Consider the following 15,540-nt stretch of genomic DNA (forward strand, 5'->3'; position numbering starts at 1 on the left):
GTGAACCGGGGGTCGTAATGTATGCATTAACCCAAGGCCGGATTTATACCGGTCATGAAATTCTGGATGACCATGCGATTATCATCGCTGATGGCCTTATCGAACGTATCTGTTCACTGGCTGATTTACCGTCTGAGATTGAGCAACGCTCGGTCAATGGCGCCATTCTGGCCCCCGGTTTTATCGACGTCCAGCTGAACGGTTGTGGCGGCGTGCAGTTTAACGACAGCCCTGACGCAGTTACCGTCGAAACGCTGGAAATTATGCAGAAGGCCAACGAACGTTCCGGCTGCACCAGCTATCTGCCGACGCTGATTACCTCCAGCGATGATTTGATGAAACAGGGCGTGCGCGTCATGCGCGAGTACCTGCAAAAACATCCCAACCAGGCGCTGGGTCTGCACCTTGAAGGCCCGTGGCTGAACATCGTGAAAAAAGGCACGCACAACCCGGACTACGTGCGTAAGCCGGACGCTGCGCTGGTCGATTTCCTGTGTGAAAACGCGGATGTAATAACCAAAGTGACTCTCGCCCCTGAGCGCGTCAGTACCGAAGTGATTCGTAAACTGGTGGCTGCCGGGATCGTGGTTTCCGCAGGCCACTCCAATGCCACGCTGAAAGAAGCGAAAATCGGTTTTCGCGCGGGCATTACCTTCGCCACCCATCTGTACAACGCCATGCCGTACATCACCGGGCGTGAACCGGGCCTGGCTGGCGCGATTTTCGACGAACCGGACGTTTACTGCGGTATTATCGTCGACGGTATGCATGTCGATTATGCTAACGTGCGGAATGCAAAACGCCTGAAAGGCGACAAGCTGTGCCTCGTCACTGACGCAACCGCCCCGGCTGGCGCGCATATTGACCAGTTCATTTTTGCTGGTAAAACAATATACTACCGTAACGGGCTGTGCGTGGATGAAAATGGTACCCTCAGCGGTTCTTCGCTGACCATGATTGAAGGCGTTCGCAATCTCGTCGAGCATTGCGGTATCGCACTGGACGAAGTGTTGCGTATGGCAACCCTCTACCCCGCGCGCGCCATTGGCGTAGAGAAACAGCTCGGCAGCATCGCACCGGGAATGGTCGCTAACCTGACCGCCTTTACCCGCGATTATAAAATCATCAAGACCATCGTTAATGGTAACGAGGTCGTCACTGAGTAAGTAAAGAATGACAGCAGGCGGACATGCTCAAATTGGTAACGTTGATCTCGTAAAACAGCTGAACAGCGCGGCCGTGTATCGGCTCATTGACCAGCACGGCCCCATTTCGCGCATTCAGATCGCGGAACAAAGCCAGCTTGCCCCTGCCAGCGTGACTAAAATCACGCGTCAACTGATTGAACGCGGGCTGATCAAAGAAGTCGATCAGCAGGCCTCCACCGGGGGCCGCCGCGCCATCTCTATTATTGCGGAAACCCGCAACTTCCATGCTATCGGCGTGCGCCTTGGTCGCTATGACGCGACCCTGACCCTGTATGATTTAAGCAGCAAGACGCTGGAAGAAGAACATTTTCCGCTGCCGGAACGTACCCAGGAGACGCTGGAACATGCGCTGCTGAATATCATTGCGGCCTTTACTGAACGCTGCCAGCGCAAGATCCGCGAACTTATCGCCATCTCCGTGATCTTACCCGGACTCGTTGACCCGGAAAGCGGTGTGATTCGCTATATGCCGCATATTCAGGTCGAGAACTGGGGGCTGGTTGAAGCGTTGGAAAAACGCTTTAAAGTCACCTGCTTTGTTGGCCACGATATTCGCAGCCTTGCGCTGGCAGAGCACTATTTTGGTGCAAGTCAGGATTGCGAAGACTCTATTCTGGTGCGCGTCCATCGCGGTACCGGCGCGGGAATCATCTCCAACGGACGCATTTTTATCGGTCGTAACGGCAACGTCGGTGAGATAGGTCATATTCAGGTCGATCCGCTGGGCGAACGCTGTCACTGCGGGAATTTTGGCTGCCTGGAGACCGTCGCGGCGAACGCCGCCATCGAACAACGCGTGCGCCACCTTCTTGAACAGGGCTACCAGAGTAAACTGACTGCGGATGAGTGCACGATCAAAGCTATCTGCAAAGCCGCTAACAAAGGCGACACCCTGGCCTGCGAGGCCATCGAATATGTGGGACGTCACCTGGGTAAAACCATTGCTATCGCCATTAACCTGTTTAATCCACAAAAAGTGGTGATCGCCGGCGAAATTGTCGAAGCAGAGAAGGTGCTGTTACCGGCGATTGAAGGCTGCATTAACGCTCAGGCACTGAAGGCGTTTCGCAAGAATCTGCCGGTCGTTCGCTCCACGTTAGATCACCGCTCCGCAATCGGCGCTTTTGCGCTGGTGAAACGCGCCATGCTCAACGGTATACTGCTCCAGCGTTTGCTGGAAAGCTAACGCGGCTATATAGTTTCGCCTTTCTTCAACGATGTCGGACTGTCCATGACCATTCAAAACGTAATCTGTGATATTGACGGCGTGCTGATGCACGACAATGTGGCCGTGCCGGGCGCTGCTGAATTTATCAAACGCATTCTTGAGAAAGATATGCCGTTGGTGATGTTGACCAACTACCCTTCCCAGACCGGGCAGGACCTGGCAAACCGCTTTGCGACCGCCGGGATCGACGTGCCGGATAGCGCCTTTTATACCTCCGCGATGGCCACCGCTGATTTCCTGCGCCGCCAGGAAGGCAAGAAAGCCTACGTGGTCGGGGAAGGCGCGCTGATTCACGAGCTTTATAAAGCCGGCTTTACCATTACCGACGTCAACCCGGATTTTGTTATCGTCGGTGAAACCCGCTCCTTTAACTGGGAGATGATGCATAAAGCGGCCTTCTTTGTCGCCAACGGCGCGCGCTTCATTGCCACCAACCCGGATACTCACGGCCGCGGCTTCTATCCGGCCTGCGGCGCTCTCTGTGCCGGAATTGAGAAGATCTCCGGCCGCAAGCCGTTCTACGTGGGAAAACCCAGCCCGTGGATTATCCGTTCTGCGCTGAATAAGATGCAGGCGCACTCCGAGCAGACGGTTATCGTCGGCGACAACCTGCGTACCGATATCCTGGCCGGTTTCCAGGCCGGTCTGGAAACCATTTTGGTTCTCTCCGGCGTGTCGACGCTCGACGATATCGACAGCCTGCCGTTCCGCCCTTCGTGGATCTATCCGTCCGTTGCCGAAATTGATATTTTCTGAACAAAACCACGTCCCAGGACGTGGTTTTTCATTTATCGCACTTCAAAAAACAAACACATCTAATAAAAACGCCATGTCACTGCATATTCATCAATAAAGATGCTCAAAACATGTTCTTTTTTTAATATTCAGCAATCGCCATTGCGTTTTTTCTTTTACTGACCGTAAATCTCTTGCGCCTCCCTCTCCTTTGCGGCATTTTCTTAGACATGCACTGAGACCTCGCGATAAGACGACGTCTGCACAACATCACAACACGACAGGGTAATGGAGAAGGTTATGTGTTCAATTTTCGGCGTACTGGATATTAAAACTGACGCGGTCGAGCTGCGTAAAAAGGCACTGGAACTTTCCCGCCTGATGCGCCACCGCGGTCCGGACTGGTCCGGCGTCTACGCCAGCGATAAAGCCATTTTGGTCCATGAGCGTCTGTCTATCGTCGACGTGAACGCCGGGGCCCAGCCGTTGTACAACGCGCAAAAAACCCACGCGCTGGCGGTAAACGGCGAAATTTACAACCATCAGGCGCTGCGTGCGGAATATGGCGACCGCTATACCTTCCAGACCGGCTCCGACTGCGAAGTTATCCTCGCCCTGTACCAGGAAAAAGGCCCGGCATTCCTCGACGATCTGCAGGGGATGTTCGCCTTCGCCCTGTACGATAGCGAGCAGGACGCGTATCTGATTGGTCGCGACCATATCGGCATCATTCCGCTGTATATGGGTCACGATGAGCACGGCAACTTCTACGTCGCCTCAGAAATGAAAGCGCTGGTACCGGTCTGCCGCACAATCAAAGAATTCCCGGCAGGTAGCTACCTGTGGAGCAAAGACGGCGAGATCCGTCAGTACTATCAGCGTGACTGGTTCGACTATGATGCGGTTAAAGACAACGTCACGGATAAAAACGAACTGCGTCAGGCGCTGGAAGAGTCCGTCAAAAGCCATCTGATGTCTGATGTGCCTTATGGCGTGCTGCTGTCCGGTGGTCTCGATTCGTCGGTTATCTCCGCCATCACCAAAAAATTCGCCGCTCGCCGGGTTGAAGATCAGGAACGCAGCGAAGCCTGGTGGCCGCAGTTGCACTCTTTTGCCGTCGGCCTGCAGGGCTCGCCGGATCTGAAAGCCGCGCAGGAAGTGGCGAACCATCTGGGTACCGTCCACCACGAGATCCACTTCACCGTGCAGGAAGGCCTTGATGCCATCCGCGACGTTATCTATCACATCGAAACCTACGATGTGACCACCATCCGCGCCTCGACGCCGATGTATTTAATGTCGCGTAAAATCAAAGCGATGGGTATTAAAATGGTGTTGTCAGGCGAAGGTTCTGATGAGGTGTTCGGCGGCTATCTCTATTTCCATAAAGCGCCAAACGCTAAAGAGCTGCATGAAGAGACCGTTCGTAAGCTGCAGGCGCTGCATATGTTTGACTGCGCCCGGGCAAACAAAGCCATGTCAGCCTGGGGTGTGGAAGCGCGCGTCCCGTTCCTCGACAAGCAGTTCCTTGACGTTGCGATGCGTATTAACCCGCAGGACAAAATGTGTGGTAACGGCAAAATGGAAAAACATATCCTGCGTGAATGTTTTGAATCCTATCTGCCGGCCAGCGTCGCATGGCGCCAGAAAGAGCAGTTCTCTGACGGCGTAGGCTACAGCTGGATCGATACGTTAAAAGAGGTGGCGGCAAAACAGGTCTCCGACCAGCAGCTGGAAACCGCCAGCTTCCGTTTCCCGTACAACACGCCGTCTTCCAAAGAAGCGTATCTGTATCGTGAAATCTTCGAGGAGCTGTTCCCGGTTCCTAGCGCTGCCGAATGCGTACCTGGCGGCCCGTCAGTCGCCTGTTCATCGGCTAAGGCGATTGAGTGGGACGAAGCGTTCAAAACCATGAACGATCCGTCAGGACGCGCCGTGGGCGTTCACCAGTCAGCTTATAAATAATCAATTTGTACGATCGGCGGACCCCTCGGGGTCCGTTTTTTTATTGCTTTTTTTACCGCAGAAAAGCGATAAATAACCAATAATTGCCGATTATTCCATCACGCTGTTCGCAACCTAACCAAACAGTCACATTCCGGCGATTTTCATTGAAAAAGGGGTTGACGCTCGCAGGCCCAATACGCATAATGCGCCCCGCAACGCCGATAAGGTAACGCGAAAAAAAGATGGCTACGTAGCTCAGCTGGTTAGAGCACATCACTCATAATGATGGGGTCACAGGTTCGAATCCCGTCGTAGCCACCATCTTTTTTTGCGGGAGTGGCGAAATTGGTAGACGCACCAGATTTAGGTTCTGGCGCCGCAAGGTGTGCGAGTTCAAGTCTCGCCTCCCGCACCATTCACCCAAAGCGTTGCACGGATGGGGTATATCCAGGCTGTAAGATAGCCATCAAGGCTGCCGTAATAAGTTTGTAGATAACCTCATCTGGAAGTAAAAGATTTTTTTGTTGGGGTATCGCCAAGCGGTAAGGCACCGGTTTTTGATACCGGCATTCCCTGGTTCGAATCCAGGTACCCCAGCCATTTTCTTCGATGTTTGCGGTTCACCGCGACGGTTATTGGGGTATCGCCAAGCGGTAAGGCACCGGTTTTTGATACCGGCATTCCCTGGTTCGAATCCAGGTACCCCAGCCATCGAAGAACATGATAAACTTGGCTACGTAGCTCAGCTGGTTAGAGCACATCACTCATAATGATGGGGTCACAGGTTCGAATCCCGTCGTAGCCACCATATAAAGGACTTATTGATTCATTTCGATAAATCCAGAAAGAATTGTTGGGGTATCGCCAAGCGGTAAGGCACCGGATTCTGATTCCGGCATTCCGAGGTTCGAATCCTCGTACCCCAGCCAATTTTAAAAAGTCGTTCACACTGTGGACGCACCCGTTGGGGTATCGCCAAGCGGTAAGGCTCTGGTTTCTGATACCAGCATTCCGAGGTTCGAATCCTCGTACCCCAGCCACTTAATAACAAAAAAGCTCGCTTCGGCGAGCTTTTTTGTTTTCTGCATTCGCTTCAATTCGCATCACGGTGTTAACGTCATATTCAGGCGATGTACAAGGCGCCGCGGTGATATCCCGGCTAAGCGGCGCGCCAGCCGGGAACCGGGTTTACAATCCCAAGGCGTATTTCAGCGCCTGGCGCTTTAAAACGCCCGCATGTGCCGCAGCCATTAAGCCGATATTGCGCAGCACGCGCACCGGCGCCAGATCGTTGCTGAAACCGGCATAAAACAGATCCATACCCGACTGCATAATAAAATTATCCGCTCTGCGTCGCGCCTGGTAGCGTTTTAGCACCGGCAGGCTTGCCCATGCTTCCCCCTGGCTTTTCGCCTCGCTCAAAATATCCAGCAGCGCGTCAACATCGCGATAACCCAGATTCACCCCCTGCCCCGCCAGCGGATGAATGGTATGCGCGGCATCCCCCACCAGCGCCAGTCCCGGCTGTACATACTGTAGCGCATGGCGACGGGTCAGTGGAAACGCCCCGGCACTCAGCGGCGTGACCTGACCCAGTCGGGACGGGAAGTGGCGCGCAATCTCCTGCTGTAGCTGCGGCATAGTCATGCCCTGCAGCTGGCGAATACGCGCAGGCGTGTCATACCACACCAGCGATGCCCACTTGTCAAACAGCGGCAGAAACGCGCGCGGGCCCGATGGCGTAAACTGCTGCCAGGTGCTGTTGCCTGGCTCCTGCACGCACTGCACGCTAATCAACATGCAGGATTGCTGATACTGCCACGCGTGAACACCAATGCCTGCCAACTGGCGCACCTGCGAGTTGGCGCCATCCGCGCCGATAACCAGGCTGGCCGCACACTCGCCGCCATTGGTCAGACGCAACGTCGTGCGGGTCTCCCCCCGCTGCATCTCCTGTAACGAGGCGCCAACCTGCAGCGTGACGGCCTCATGCGCCGTCAGCGCCTGCCATAGGGCGAGCTGCAGAACGTTGTTCTCCACCATATAACCCAGCTCAGGCAGCTTCAGCTCGACGGCATCAAAGGTCACATGCGCGTCCTCCCATTCCCAGGTCTCCAGCCGGCGATAGGGATGCGCACGCATGGCACGCACCGCATCCCAGACGCCAAGGCTTTTCAGTAACCCGACGGAAGCGGCGCTAATCGCCGAAATACGAACATCCGGCGGCGCTGAAGGCGCAAATGCTGGCGGTGCCGATGGCTCGATGACCGTTACCGTAAAACCGTGCTGCGCCAGCCCCAGCGCCAGGGCTCCGCCAACCATTCCGCCACCCACAATGGCGACATCTGTTGCATGAATTGTCATGGCAATTATCCTTAAACCTGAATCCGTTAAGTTTACCGGATTTTTCCCCACCTCGGGGTGATAACGCTCGCACTGGTCAGGGCGCGACCAAAGCATTACAATACGCGCCCTGCAATCCTGGCTTTATACCCGCTATCCTTCACATTGCAGAGTCATTCCCGGTGAAGAAAATAGCTTTGGGTATATATACTTAAGCATGAGCAAGTCGATGACAAAAAAACTCCATATTAAAACCTGGGGCTGTCAGATGAACGAATATGATTCATCAAAGATGGCCGATCTGCTGGATGCCACGCACGGGTATCAACTGACCGAAGTGGCGGAAGAAGCGGATGTGCTGCTGCTCAATACCTGCTCAATCCGTGAGAAGGCTCAGGAAAAAGTCTTCCATCAGTTAGGCCGCTGGAAGCTACTGAAAGAGAAGAACCCCGACCTGATTATTGGCGTCGGCGGTTGTGTCGCCTCTCAGGAAGGCCACCATATTCGCCAACGCGCCCACTACGTCGATATTATTTTCGGGCCGCAGACGCTGCATCGTCTGCCGGAGATGATCAACTCCGTTCGCGGCAACCGCAGTCCGGTAGTGGACGTCAGTTTCCCCGAAATCGAAAAATTCGATCGTCTGCCGGAACCGCGCGCCGAAGGCCCAACGGCATTCGTCTCGATTATGGAAGGCTGCAATAAATACTGTACTTACTGCGTGGTGCCTTACACCCGCGGTGAAGAAGTCAGCCGCCCCTGCGACGATATTCTGTTTGAAATCGCTCAGCTGGCCGCTCAGGGGGTCCGTGAAGTTAACCTGCTGGGTCAAAACGTCAATGCCTGGCGCGGCGAGAACTACGACGGAACGACCGGCAGTTTTGCCGATCTGCTGCGTCTGGTCGCGGCGATCGACGGTATCGACCGCATTCGCTTTACCACCAGCCACCCGATCGAGTTTACCGATGACATCATTGATGTCTATCGCGATACGCCGGAGCTGGTGAGCTTCCTGCATTTACCGGTGCAGAGCGGTTCCGACCGGGTGCTGAACCTGATGGGACGTACCCACACGGCGCTGGAATACAAAGCGATTATCCGCAAGCTGTACGAAGCGCGCCCGAATATCCAGATTAGCTCCGACTTTATCGTCGGCTTCCCTGGCGAAACCAACGAAGATTTCGAGAAGACCATGAAGCTGATTGCCGATGTGAATCTCGATATGAGCTACAGCTTTATCTTCTCTGCCCGTCCGGGAACGCCGGCGGCGGATATGGTCGACGACGTCCCGGAAAAGGACAAGAAGCAGCGCCTGTATATTCTGCAGGAGCGCATCAACCAGCAGGCTATGGCCTGGAGCCGCCGCATGCTTGGCACTACCCAACGCATTCTGGTTGAAGGCACCTCCCGCAAAAGCATCATGGAGCTCTCAGGGCGCACCGAGAACAATCGGGTAGTCAACTTCGAAGGCACCCCGGATATGGTCGGTAAGTTTGTCGATGTCGAAATCGTTGACGTCTACACCAACTCGCTGCGCGGTAAAATTGTGCGTACCGAAGAGGAAATGGGGCTGCGTATCGCGGAATCTCCGGAATCCGTTATCGCCCGCACCCGCAAAGAAAACGACCTCGGCGTCGGAACCTATCAGCCGTGATCCGTTCAGGCCTGCCGCCCCCGGCAGGCCTTGTATTTCCTCTCCCCGGCCCAATATTCATCGCAATGCTTGCGCCATATTCCCATGACGTGAATAATTTCCTTACTGGCCGGAGACGTTCGCTGTCCGGCAAAACGTGTAAAGAGGAACAGCTTGAACATAGAAACCCGTGAAATTACCCTGGAGCCAGCGGATAACGCACGCCTGCTGGGGCTGTGTGGCCCGTTTGACGACAACATCAAACAGCTGGAACGCCGATTAGGCATCGAAATTAATCGCCGTGACAATCACTTTAAACTGACCGGGCGCATGATATGCGTGAACGCGGCAGCCGATATCCTGCGCAGCCTGTACGTCGATACTGCGCCGATGCGCGGACAGATTCAGGATATTGAACCGGAACAGATTCATCTGGCCATTAAAGAGGCGCGGGTGCTGGAACAAAGCGCCGAGAGCGTGCCGGAGTACGGTAAGGCCGTCAATATTAAGACCAGGCGTGGCGTGATTAAGCCGCGTACGCCAAACCAGGCGCAGTACATCGCCAACATTCTCGATCATGATATTACCTTCGGCGTCGGCCCTGCCGGGACCGGGAAAACCTATCTGGCGGTTGCCGCGGCGGTCGACGCGCTCGAACGCCAGGACGTACGCCGTATTCTGCTGACCCGCCCTGCCGTCGAAGCCGGGGAAAAGCTCGGTTTCCTGCCCGGCGACCTGAGTCAGAAAGTCGATCCGTACCTGCGCCCGCTGTACGATGCGCTGTTCGAAATGCTCGGCTTTGAGAAGGTCGAGAAGCTGATTGAGCGCAACGTTATCGAAGTCGCACCGCTGGCCTATATGCGCGGCCGTACGCTGAACGATGCGTTTATTATTCTCGATGAAAGCCAGAACACCACCATCGAACAGATGAAGATGTTCCTGACCCGTATCGGTTTTAACTCAAAAGCGGTGATCACCGGCGACGTCACTCAGATAGACCTGCCGCGCAGCACCAAATCCGGCCTGCGCCACGCCATTGAGGTGCTGGCGGAAGTTGATGAAATCAGCTTCAATTTCTTCCATAGCGAAGATGTGGTACGCCACCCGGTGGTAGCTCGCATCGTGAATGCGTATGAAGCGTGGGAAGAAGCTGACCAAAAACGTAAAGCAGAACTGGCCGCCGAGCGCAAACGCGAAGCCCAGGAACAGGAGCAGAAATGAGTCAGGTTATTCTCGATTTACAGCTGGCTTGCGAAGATAACGCGGGGTTGCCGGATGAAGCCCAGTTTCAACGCTGGGTCGATGCCGTCATTCCTCAGTTCCAGGAGGAGTCAGAAGTGACCGTGCGCCTGGTAGACGAAGCCGAAAGCCATGAGCTGAATCTGACCTATCGCGGCAAGGATAAGCCGACAAACGTGCTGTCGTTCCCGTTTGAAGCGCCGCCGGGTATCGAACTGCCGCTGCTTGGCGACCTGATCATCTGCCGTCAGGTCGTTGAACAGGAAGCCAAAGAGCAAGACAAACCGCTGGAGGCGCACTGGGCGCATATGGTGATTCACGGCAGTCTGCACCTGCTGGGCTATGACCATATCATTGATGAAGAAGCGGAAGAGATGGAAGGCCTCGAAACAGAGATAATGCTTGCTCTGGGCTATGAGGATCCGTACATTGCCGAGAAGGAATAGCCTGTCGCCGGTTTAACCGGCGAGCGGCCCCCATGCCGTCCGGCGCTGAACACACGCGCGACGAGCGACAAATTAACTGACATGAGAACCCACACGACGCCATGAGCGACGACAATTCACACAGTAGTGACACAGTAAACAGCAAAAAGGGATTCTTCTCCCTGTTACTCAGCCAGCTTTTTCACGGAGAACCGAAAAACCGTGATGAACTGCTGGAGCTGATCCGTGATTCCGGGCAAAACGACCTTATCGACGAAGATACGCGCGATATGCTCGAAGGGGTAATGGACATCGCCGACCAGCGCGTCCGCGATATCATGATCCCCCGCTCGCAGATGATTACCCTGAAACGCAATCAGACCCTGGACGAATGCCTCGATGTGATCATCGAGTCCGCCCACTCGCGTTTCCCGGTCATCAGCGAAGATAAAGATCACATTGAAGGGATTCTGATGGCCAAGGACCTGCTGCCGTTTATGCGCAGCGATTCCGAAGCATTCAGCATGGAAAAAGTGTTACGCCCGGCGGTTGTCGTGCCTGAAAGTAAGCGGGTTGACCGCATGCTGAAAGAGTTCCGCTCCCAGCGTTACCATATGGCTATCGTGATCGATGAGTTCGGCGGCGTCTCCGGTCTGGTGACCATTGAAGACATTCTCGAGCTTATCGTCGGCGAGATAGAAGACGAATACGATGAAGAAGAAGATATCGATTTTCGTCAACTGAGCCGCCACACCTGGACGGTGCGCGCCCTGGCCTCCATTGAAGACTTCAACGAAGCCTATGGCACTCACTTCAGCGATGAGGAGGTGGATACCATTGGCGGGCTGGTGATGCAGGCCTTTGGCCATCTGCCGGCGCGCGGTGAGTCTATTGACATCGATGGTTACCAATTCAAAGTCGCCATGGCCGATAGCCGACGTATCATCCAGGTACATGTCAAACTTCCTGATGACGCACCGCAGCCGAAGCTGGAAGATTAATTACACGGGACGATTAACCTAAATGGTATTTGCCTCTCTAATCGAACGCCAGCGCGTACGTCTGCTGCTGGCGCTATTATTCGGAGCCAGCGGAACGCTGGCTTTTTCTCCTTATGACATCTGGCCGGCGGCGATTGTTTCGTTAATCGGCCTGCAGGGGTTGACCCTTAACCGACGTCCGCTGCAAAGCGCCTGGATCGGCTTTTTCTGGGGGATGGGGCTGTTCGGTTCCGGCATCAACTGGGTCTATGTCAGCATTGCCCAGTTCGGCGGCATGCCCGGCCCGGTCAACGTATTCCTTGTGGTACTGCTGGCGGCATATATGTCGCTGTATACCGGACTGTTCGCCGGTCTGCTGTCGCGCCTGTGGCCCAGAACAAACTGGATACGTGTCGCCGTCGCCGCCCCGGTCGTCTGGCAAATCAGCGAATTCCTGCGCGGCTGGGTGCTGACCGGCTTCCCGTGGCTGCAGTTTGGCTACAGCCAGATTGACGGCCCGTTGAAAGGGCTGGCGCCCGTGATGGGCGTTGAAGCCATTAACTTCCTGTTGATGGTGGTTAGCGGCCTGCTGGTTCTTGCGCTCATTCAACGCAGCTGGAAACCGTTGGTTGCCGCCATCGTGCTGTTTGCGCTGCCCTTCCCGCTGCGCTACATCCAGTGGTATCAGCTGCTGCCGGAGCGGGCAACCCAGGTATCTTTGGTGCAGGGCGATATTCCCCAGGCGCTGAAATGGGATGAAAACCAGCTGGTGAATACGCTGAAAACCTATCTGGATTTGACGCAGCCGCATATGGGTTCCTCCCAGCTGATCGTCTGGCCAGAATCGGCGATCCCGGATCTGGAAATCAACCAGCAGAATTTCCTGAGTATGATGGACGACCTGCTGCGCGCGAAAGACAGCTCGTTGATTACCGGTATTGTCGACGCCCGGCTTAACAAGCAGAACCGTTACAATACCTACAACACCATCATTACGCTGGGCAAAGATAACCCCTACAGCTACGATTCCAAAGATCGCTACAACAAGAATCATCTGGTGCCGTTTGGTGAATTCGTGCCGCTGGAGTCCATTCTGCGCCCGCTGGCTCCGTTCTTCGATTTACCGATGTCCTCATTCAGCCGCGGTCCGTACGTCCAGCCGCAGCTGGTGGCACATAACATGAAGCTGACGGCGGCTATCTGCTACGAGATTATTCTCGGCGAGCAGGTGCGGGATAACTTCCGCCCGGATACCGACTACCTGCTGACCATCTCCAACGATGCCTGGTTTGGCAAGTCCATCGGTCCGTGGCAGCACTTCCAGATGGCGCGGATGCGTGCCCTGGAGCTGGCGCGTCCGCTGCTGCGCAGCACCAATAACGGTATTACCGCCGTCATCGGTCCGCGTGGGGAAATTCAGGATATGATCCCGCAGTTTACCCGTGCAGTGCTGACCACCAAAGTCACTCCGACGTCCGGCCTGACCCCGTACGCCCGTACCGGTAACTGGCCGCTGTGGGCGCTGACCGCACTGTTGGGTTTTGGCGCGCTGATCATGAGTCTGCGCCAGCGTCGTCGCTAATCGTTACAGCCTGCGGATCTGAGTGTCGATCCGCATAGCCCCGGCCGGCAGCCGTCGCCGGGGCAGCCTTTCTCTCCATGCTTCCTTCTCGCCACTCGCCAACCTGGCACGCCCATTGCTTAATATTCTCAGGTCGCGGCGACATTTATTGCTGGTATAACCCGGTTGCACCAGCATCGCTCGCCTCAAGCACTAACCTGGTGCAATGGACGATTTTTGCCTTTAAATGGTGCGGAGCACTTCGCAAAAATAAACAATAAAGCAGCAAAATCTTTACATTAAGCCAAACTAAATGCTAACAAACACATACAAATGCTGCGCGTCAGCGTCGCAGCCATAATAACGCACACACACATTCACAATGGGTATCAAAAGCGTCAGTGACGCTGAGGATAAGGAGTTGGATATGCAATTACGTAAACTGGCCACAGCGATGCTGGTCATGGGCATGACCGCCGGTCTGGCGCATGCGGAAGATGCCGCCCCGGCAGCAGGCAGCACACTGGACAAAATCGCTAAAAACGGCGTTATCGTCGTCGGCCACCGTGAATCCTCCGTACCGTTCTCTTACTACGACAATCAACAAAAAGTGGTCGGTTACTCTCAGGACTACTCCAACGCTATCGTTGACGCCATCAAGAAACAGCTGAATAAGCCTGACCTGCAGGTAAAACTGGTTCCGGTGACCTCGCAAAACCGTATTCCGCTGCTGCAGAACGGGACTTATGACTTCGAGTGCGGCTCCACGACCAATAACCTTGAACGTCAGAAGCAAGCCGCCTTCTCCGATACCATTTTCGTCGTGGGTACCCGCCTGCTGGTGAAAAAAGGCGGGGCGATTAAAGATTTCCCGGATCTGAAAGACAAAGCGGTTGTCGTCACTTCCGGTACCACTTCCGAAGTTCTGCTGCATAAGTTGAATGACGAGAAGAAAATGAACATGCGCATTATCAGCGCCAAAGACCACGGCGACTCCTTCCGTACTCTGGAAAGCGGTCGCGCGGTGGCCTTTATGATGGACGATGCGCTGCTGGCTGGCGAACGCGCGAAAGCGAAGAAACCGGATAACTGGGAGATCGTCGGTACGGCACAGTCGAAAGAAGCCTACGGCTGTATGCTGCGTAAAGATGATCCGCAGTTTAAAAAGCTGATTGATGACACCGTCGCCACGGCCCAGACCTCCGGCGAAGCGGAAAAATGGTTTGATAAATGGTTCAAAAACCCAATTCCGCCGAAAAATCTGAATATGAACTTCGAACTCTCCGACGACATGAAGACGCTGTTCAAGACCCCTAACGACAAAGCTCTGAACTAATTAAAAAAACAAGGGGCAGGACACCCTGCCCTCCCGATTTTTGTGACAGCACGGACAGACTATACGGTGGCTGGTCGTTCCCCAGCCGCCGCGAATACCGAAACAGGCTGCACAATGATCTTCGAGGGTAGCGATGCTACCCTTTTTTTTCCAGGAGTCATTTATGTCAATAGACTGGAACTGGGGAATCTTCCTGCAACAGGCCCCGTTCGGCAATACCACCTATCTGGGTTGGCTCTGGAGCGGCTTTCAGGTCACCATCGCCCTGTCGATTAGCGCCTGGATTATCGCTTTTTTCGTCGGCTCGCTGTTCGGCATCTTACGCACCGCCCCCAACCGCTGGTTATCCAGCATCGGGACCTGCTACGTCGAACTGTTCCGTAATGTCCCGCTGATCGTTCAGTTCTTCACCTGGTACCTGGTGGTGCCGGAGCTGCTGCCGGAAAACATCGGCATGTGGTTTAAATCCGAGCTCGATCCGAATATTCAGTTCTTCCTCTCTTCGATGATGTGTCTGGGGCTGTTTACCGCCGCTCGCGTATGCGAACAGGTGCGCGCCGCCATTCAGTCACTGCCGCGCGGGCAGAAAAACGCCGGGCTGGCGATGGGCCTGACGCTGCCGCAGACCTATCGTTACGTCCTGCTGCCCAACGCCTATCGGGTGATTGTGCCGCCGATGACCTCTGAGATGATGAACCTGGTGAAAAACTCGGCCATCGCCTCAACCATCGGGCTGGCGGATATGGCGGCACAGGCAGGCAAGCTGCTGGATTACTCGGCCCACGCCTGGGAATCCTTTACCGCGATTACCCTCGCCTATGTGTTTATTAATGCGGTGATTATGCTGGTGATGTATGTGGTTGAACGCAAGGTCCGCCTGCCGGGCAATATGGGAGGCAAATAAT

12 protein-coding genes and 7 tRNA genes are annotated in these 15,540 nt (G+C 54.9%); 18 read left to right on the forward strand and 1 reads right to left on the reverse strand.

What is annotated here, in order from left to right; translation table 11 throughout:
* Nucleotides 1-17 precede the first annotated feature (17 nt).
* The 11 genes from nagA (at nt 18) to AC007G_RS01730 (ending at nt 6,158) form a co-directional block, all read left to right on the forward strand.
* Complete coding sequence (nagA, locus tag AC007G_RS01680) at nt 18-1,166, forward strand: N-acetylglucosamine-6-phosphate deacetylase (RefSeq protein WP_032688842.1); 1,149 nt, start codon at nt 18-20, stop codon at nt 1,164-1,166.
* Between the two features lie 7 nt (nt 1,167-1,173).
* On the forward strand, nt 1,174-2,394 hold the full coding sequence (nagC, locus tag AC007G_RS01685) for a DNA-binding transcriptional regulator NagC (protein ID WP_142630161.1): 1,221 nt from the start codon (nt 1,174-1,176) through the stop codon (nt 2,392-2,394).
* A gap of 45 nt (nt 2,395-2,439) precedes the next feature.
* Nucleotides 2,440-3,192: an HAD-IIA family hydrolase gene (locus AC007G_RS01690; protein WP_015584887.1), complete on the forward strand. Its 753-nt coding sequence runs from the start codon at nt 2,440-2,442 to the stop codon at nt 3,190-3,192.
* A 279-nt stretch (nt 3,193-3,471) separates the two neighbouring features.
* Nucleotides 3,472-5,136: an asparagine synthase B gene (gene asnB, locus AC007G_RS01695; RefSeq protein ID WP_004859583.1), complete on the forward strand. Its 1,665-nt coding sequence runs from the start codon at nt 3,472-3,474 to the stop codon at nt 5,134-5,136.
* 226 nt (nt 5,137-5,362) lie between these two features.
* Nucleotides 5,363-5,439, forward strand: a tRNA-Met gene (locus AC007G_RS01700).
* A gap of 9 nt (nt 5,440-5,448) precedes the next feature.
* Nucleotides 5,449-5,533 (forward strand) — tRNA-Leu (locus tag AC007G_RS01705).
* Nucleotides 5,534-5,643: 110 nt separating this feature from the next.
* Nucleotides 5,644-5,718 (forward strand) — tRNA-Gln (locus tag AC007G_RS01710).
* Nucleotides 5,719-5,754: 36 nt separating this feature from the next.
* A tRNA-Gln gene (locus tag AC007G_RS01715) sits at nt 5,755-5,829 on the forward strand.
* 20 nt (nt 5,830-5,849) lie between these two features.
* Nucleotides 5,850-5,926, forward strand: a tRNA-Met gene (locus AC007G_RS01720).
* A 46-nt stretch (nt 5,927-5,972) separates the two neighbouring features.
* Nucleotides 5,973-6,047, forward strand: a tRNA-Gln gene (locus AC007G_RS01725).
* A gap of 36 nt (nt 6,048-6,083) precedes the next feature.
* A tRNA-Gln gene (locus tag AC007G_RS01730) sits at nt 6,084-6,158 on the forward strand.
* A 148-nt stretch (nt 6,159-6,306) separates the two neighbouring features.
* Here the strand turns inward: AC007G_RS01730 and ubiF are convergent.
* Nucleotides 6,307-7,482 (reverse strand): 3-demethoxyubiquinol 3-hydroxylase, encoded by a 1,176-nt coding sequence (ubiF, locus tag AC007G_RS01735; protein ID WP_064384169.1) that lies wholly within the window; start codon nt 7,480-7,482, stop codon nt 6,307-6,309.
* Between the two features lie 208 nt (nt 7,483-7,690).
* Between ubiF and miaB the strand changes: the two genes are divergently transcribed.
* The 7 genes from miaB (at nt 7,691) to AC007G_RS01770 (ending at nt 15,539) form a co-directional block, all read left to right on the forward strand.
* Nucleotides 7,691-9,115, forward strand: coding sequence for a tRNA (N6-isopentenyl adenosine(37)-C2)-methylthiotransferase MiaB (miaB, locus tag AC007G_RS01740; RefSeq protein ID WP_032696397.1), 1,425 nt, complete (start codon nt 7,691-7,693; stop codon nt 9,113-9,115).
* 153 nt (nt 9,116-9,268) lie between these two features.
* Nucleotides 9,269-10,315, forward strand: coding sequence for a PhoH family protein (locus tag AC007G_RS01745; RefSeq protein WP_004859576.1), 1,047 nt, complete (start codon nt 9,269-9,271; stop codon nt 10,313-10,315).
* Nucleotides 10,312-10,779: an rRNA maturation RNase YbeY gene (gene ybeY, locus AC007G_RS01750; RefSeq protein ID WP_032688862.1), complete on the forward strand. Its 468-nt coding sequence runs from the start codon at nt 10,312-10,314 to the stop codon at nt 10,777-10,779. The genes AC007G_RS01745 and ybeY overlap by 4 nt, the downstream gene beginning before the upstream one ends.
* Before the next feature lie 101 nt (nt 10,780-10,880).
* Nucleotides 10,881-11,759: a CNNM family magnesium/cobalt transport protein CorC gene (gene corC / locus AC007G_RS01755; RefSeq protein WP_004859572.1), complete on the forward strand. Its 879-nt coding sequence runs from the start codon at nt 10,881-10,883 to the stop codon at nt 11,757-11,759.
* A gap of 22 nt (nt 11,760-11,781) precedes the next feature.
* Nucleotides 11,782-13,320, forward strand: coding sequence for an apolipoprotein N-acyltransferase (gene lnt, locus AC007G_RS01760; protein ID WP_032688865.1), 1,539 nt, complete (start codon nt 11,782-11,784; stop codon nt 13,318-13,320).
* A gap of 406 nt (nt 13,321-13,726) precedes the next feature.
* On the forward strand, nt 13,727-14,635 hold the full coding sequence (locus tag AC007G_RS01765; RefSeq protein WP_032688868.1) for an amino acid ABC transporter substrate-binding protein: 909 nt from the start codon (nt 13,727-13,729) through the stop codon (nt 14,633-14,635).
* A 163-nt stretch (nt 14,636-14,798) separates the two neighbouring features.
* On the forward strand, nt 14,799-15,539 hold the full coding sequence (locus AC007G_RS01770) for an amino acid ABC transporter permease (protein WP_004859566.1): 741 nt from the start codon (nt 14,799-14,801) through the stop codon (nt 15,537-15,539).
* The last annotated feature ends 1 nt before the right edge of the window (nt 15,540 follow it).

This window comes from Klebsiella sp. CSG-1 (genome assembly GCF_056521145.1).

What these genes read in the sequence shown, in the direction of transcription:
- nagA (WP_032688842.1), top strand. Translation starts at nt 18, where the DNA reads ATGTATGCATTAACCCAAGGCCGGATTTATACCGGTCATGAAATTCTG.
- nagC (WP_142630161.1), top strand. Translation starts at nt 1,174, where the DNA reads ATGACAGCAGGCGGACATGCTCAAATTGGTAACGTTGATCTCGTAAAA.
- AC007G_RS01690 (WP_015584887.1), top strand. Translation starts at nt 2,440, where the DNA reads ATGACCATTCAAAACGTAATCTGTGATATTGACGGCGTGCTGATGCAC.
- asnB (WP_004859583.1), top strand. Translation starts at nt 3,472, where the DNA reads ATGTGTTCAATTTTCGGCGTACTGGATATTAAAACTGACGCGGTCGAG.
- ubiF (WP_064384169.1), bottom strand. Translation starts at nt 7,482, where the DNA reads ATGACAATTCATGCAACAGATGTCGCCATTGTGGGTGGCGGAATGGTT.
- miaB (WP_032696397.1), top strand. Translation starts at nt 7,691, where the DNA reads ATGACAAAAAAACTCCATATTAAAACCTGGGGCTGTCAGATGAACGAA.
- ybeY (WP_032688862.1), top strand. Translation starts at nt 10,312, where the DNA reads ATGAGTCAGGTTATTCTCGATTTACAGCTGGCTTGCGAAGATAACGCG.
- corC (WP_004859572.1), top strand. Translation starts at nt 10,881, where the DNA reads ATGAGCGACGACAATTCACACAGTAGTGACACAGTAAACAGCAAAAAG.
- lnt (WP_032688865.1), top strand. Translation starts at nt 11,782, where the DNA reads ATGGTATTTGCCTCTCTAATCGAACGCCAGCGCGTACGTCTGCTGCTG.
- AC007G_RS01765 (WP_032688868.1), top strand. Translation starts at nt 13,727, where the DNA reads ATGCAATTACGTAAACTGGCCACAGCGATGCTGGTCATGGGCATGACC.
- AC007G_RS01770 (WP_004859566.1), top strand. Translation starts at nt 14,799, where the DNA reads ATGTCAATAGACTGGAACTGGGGAATCTTCCTGCAACAGGCCCCGTTC.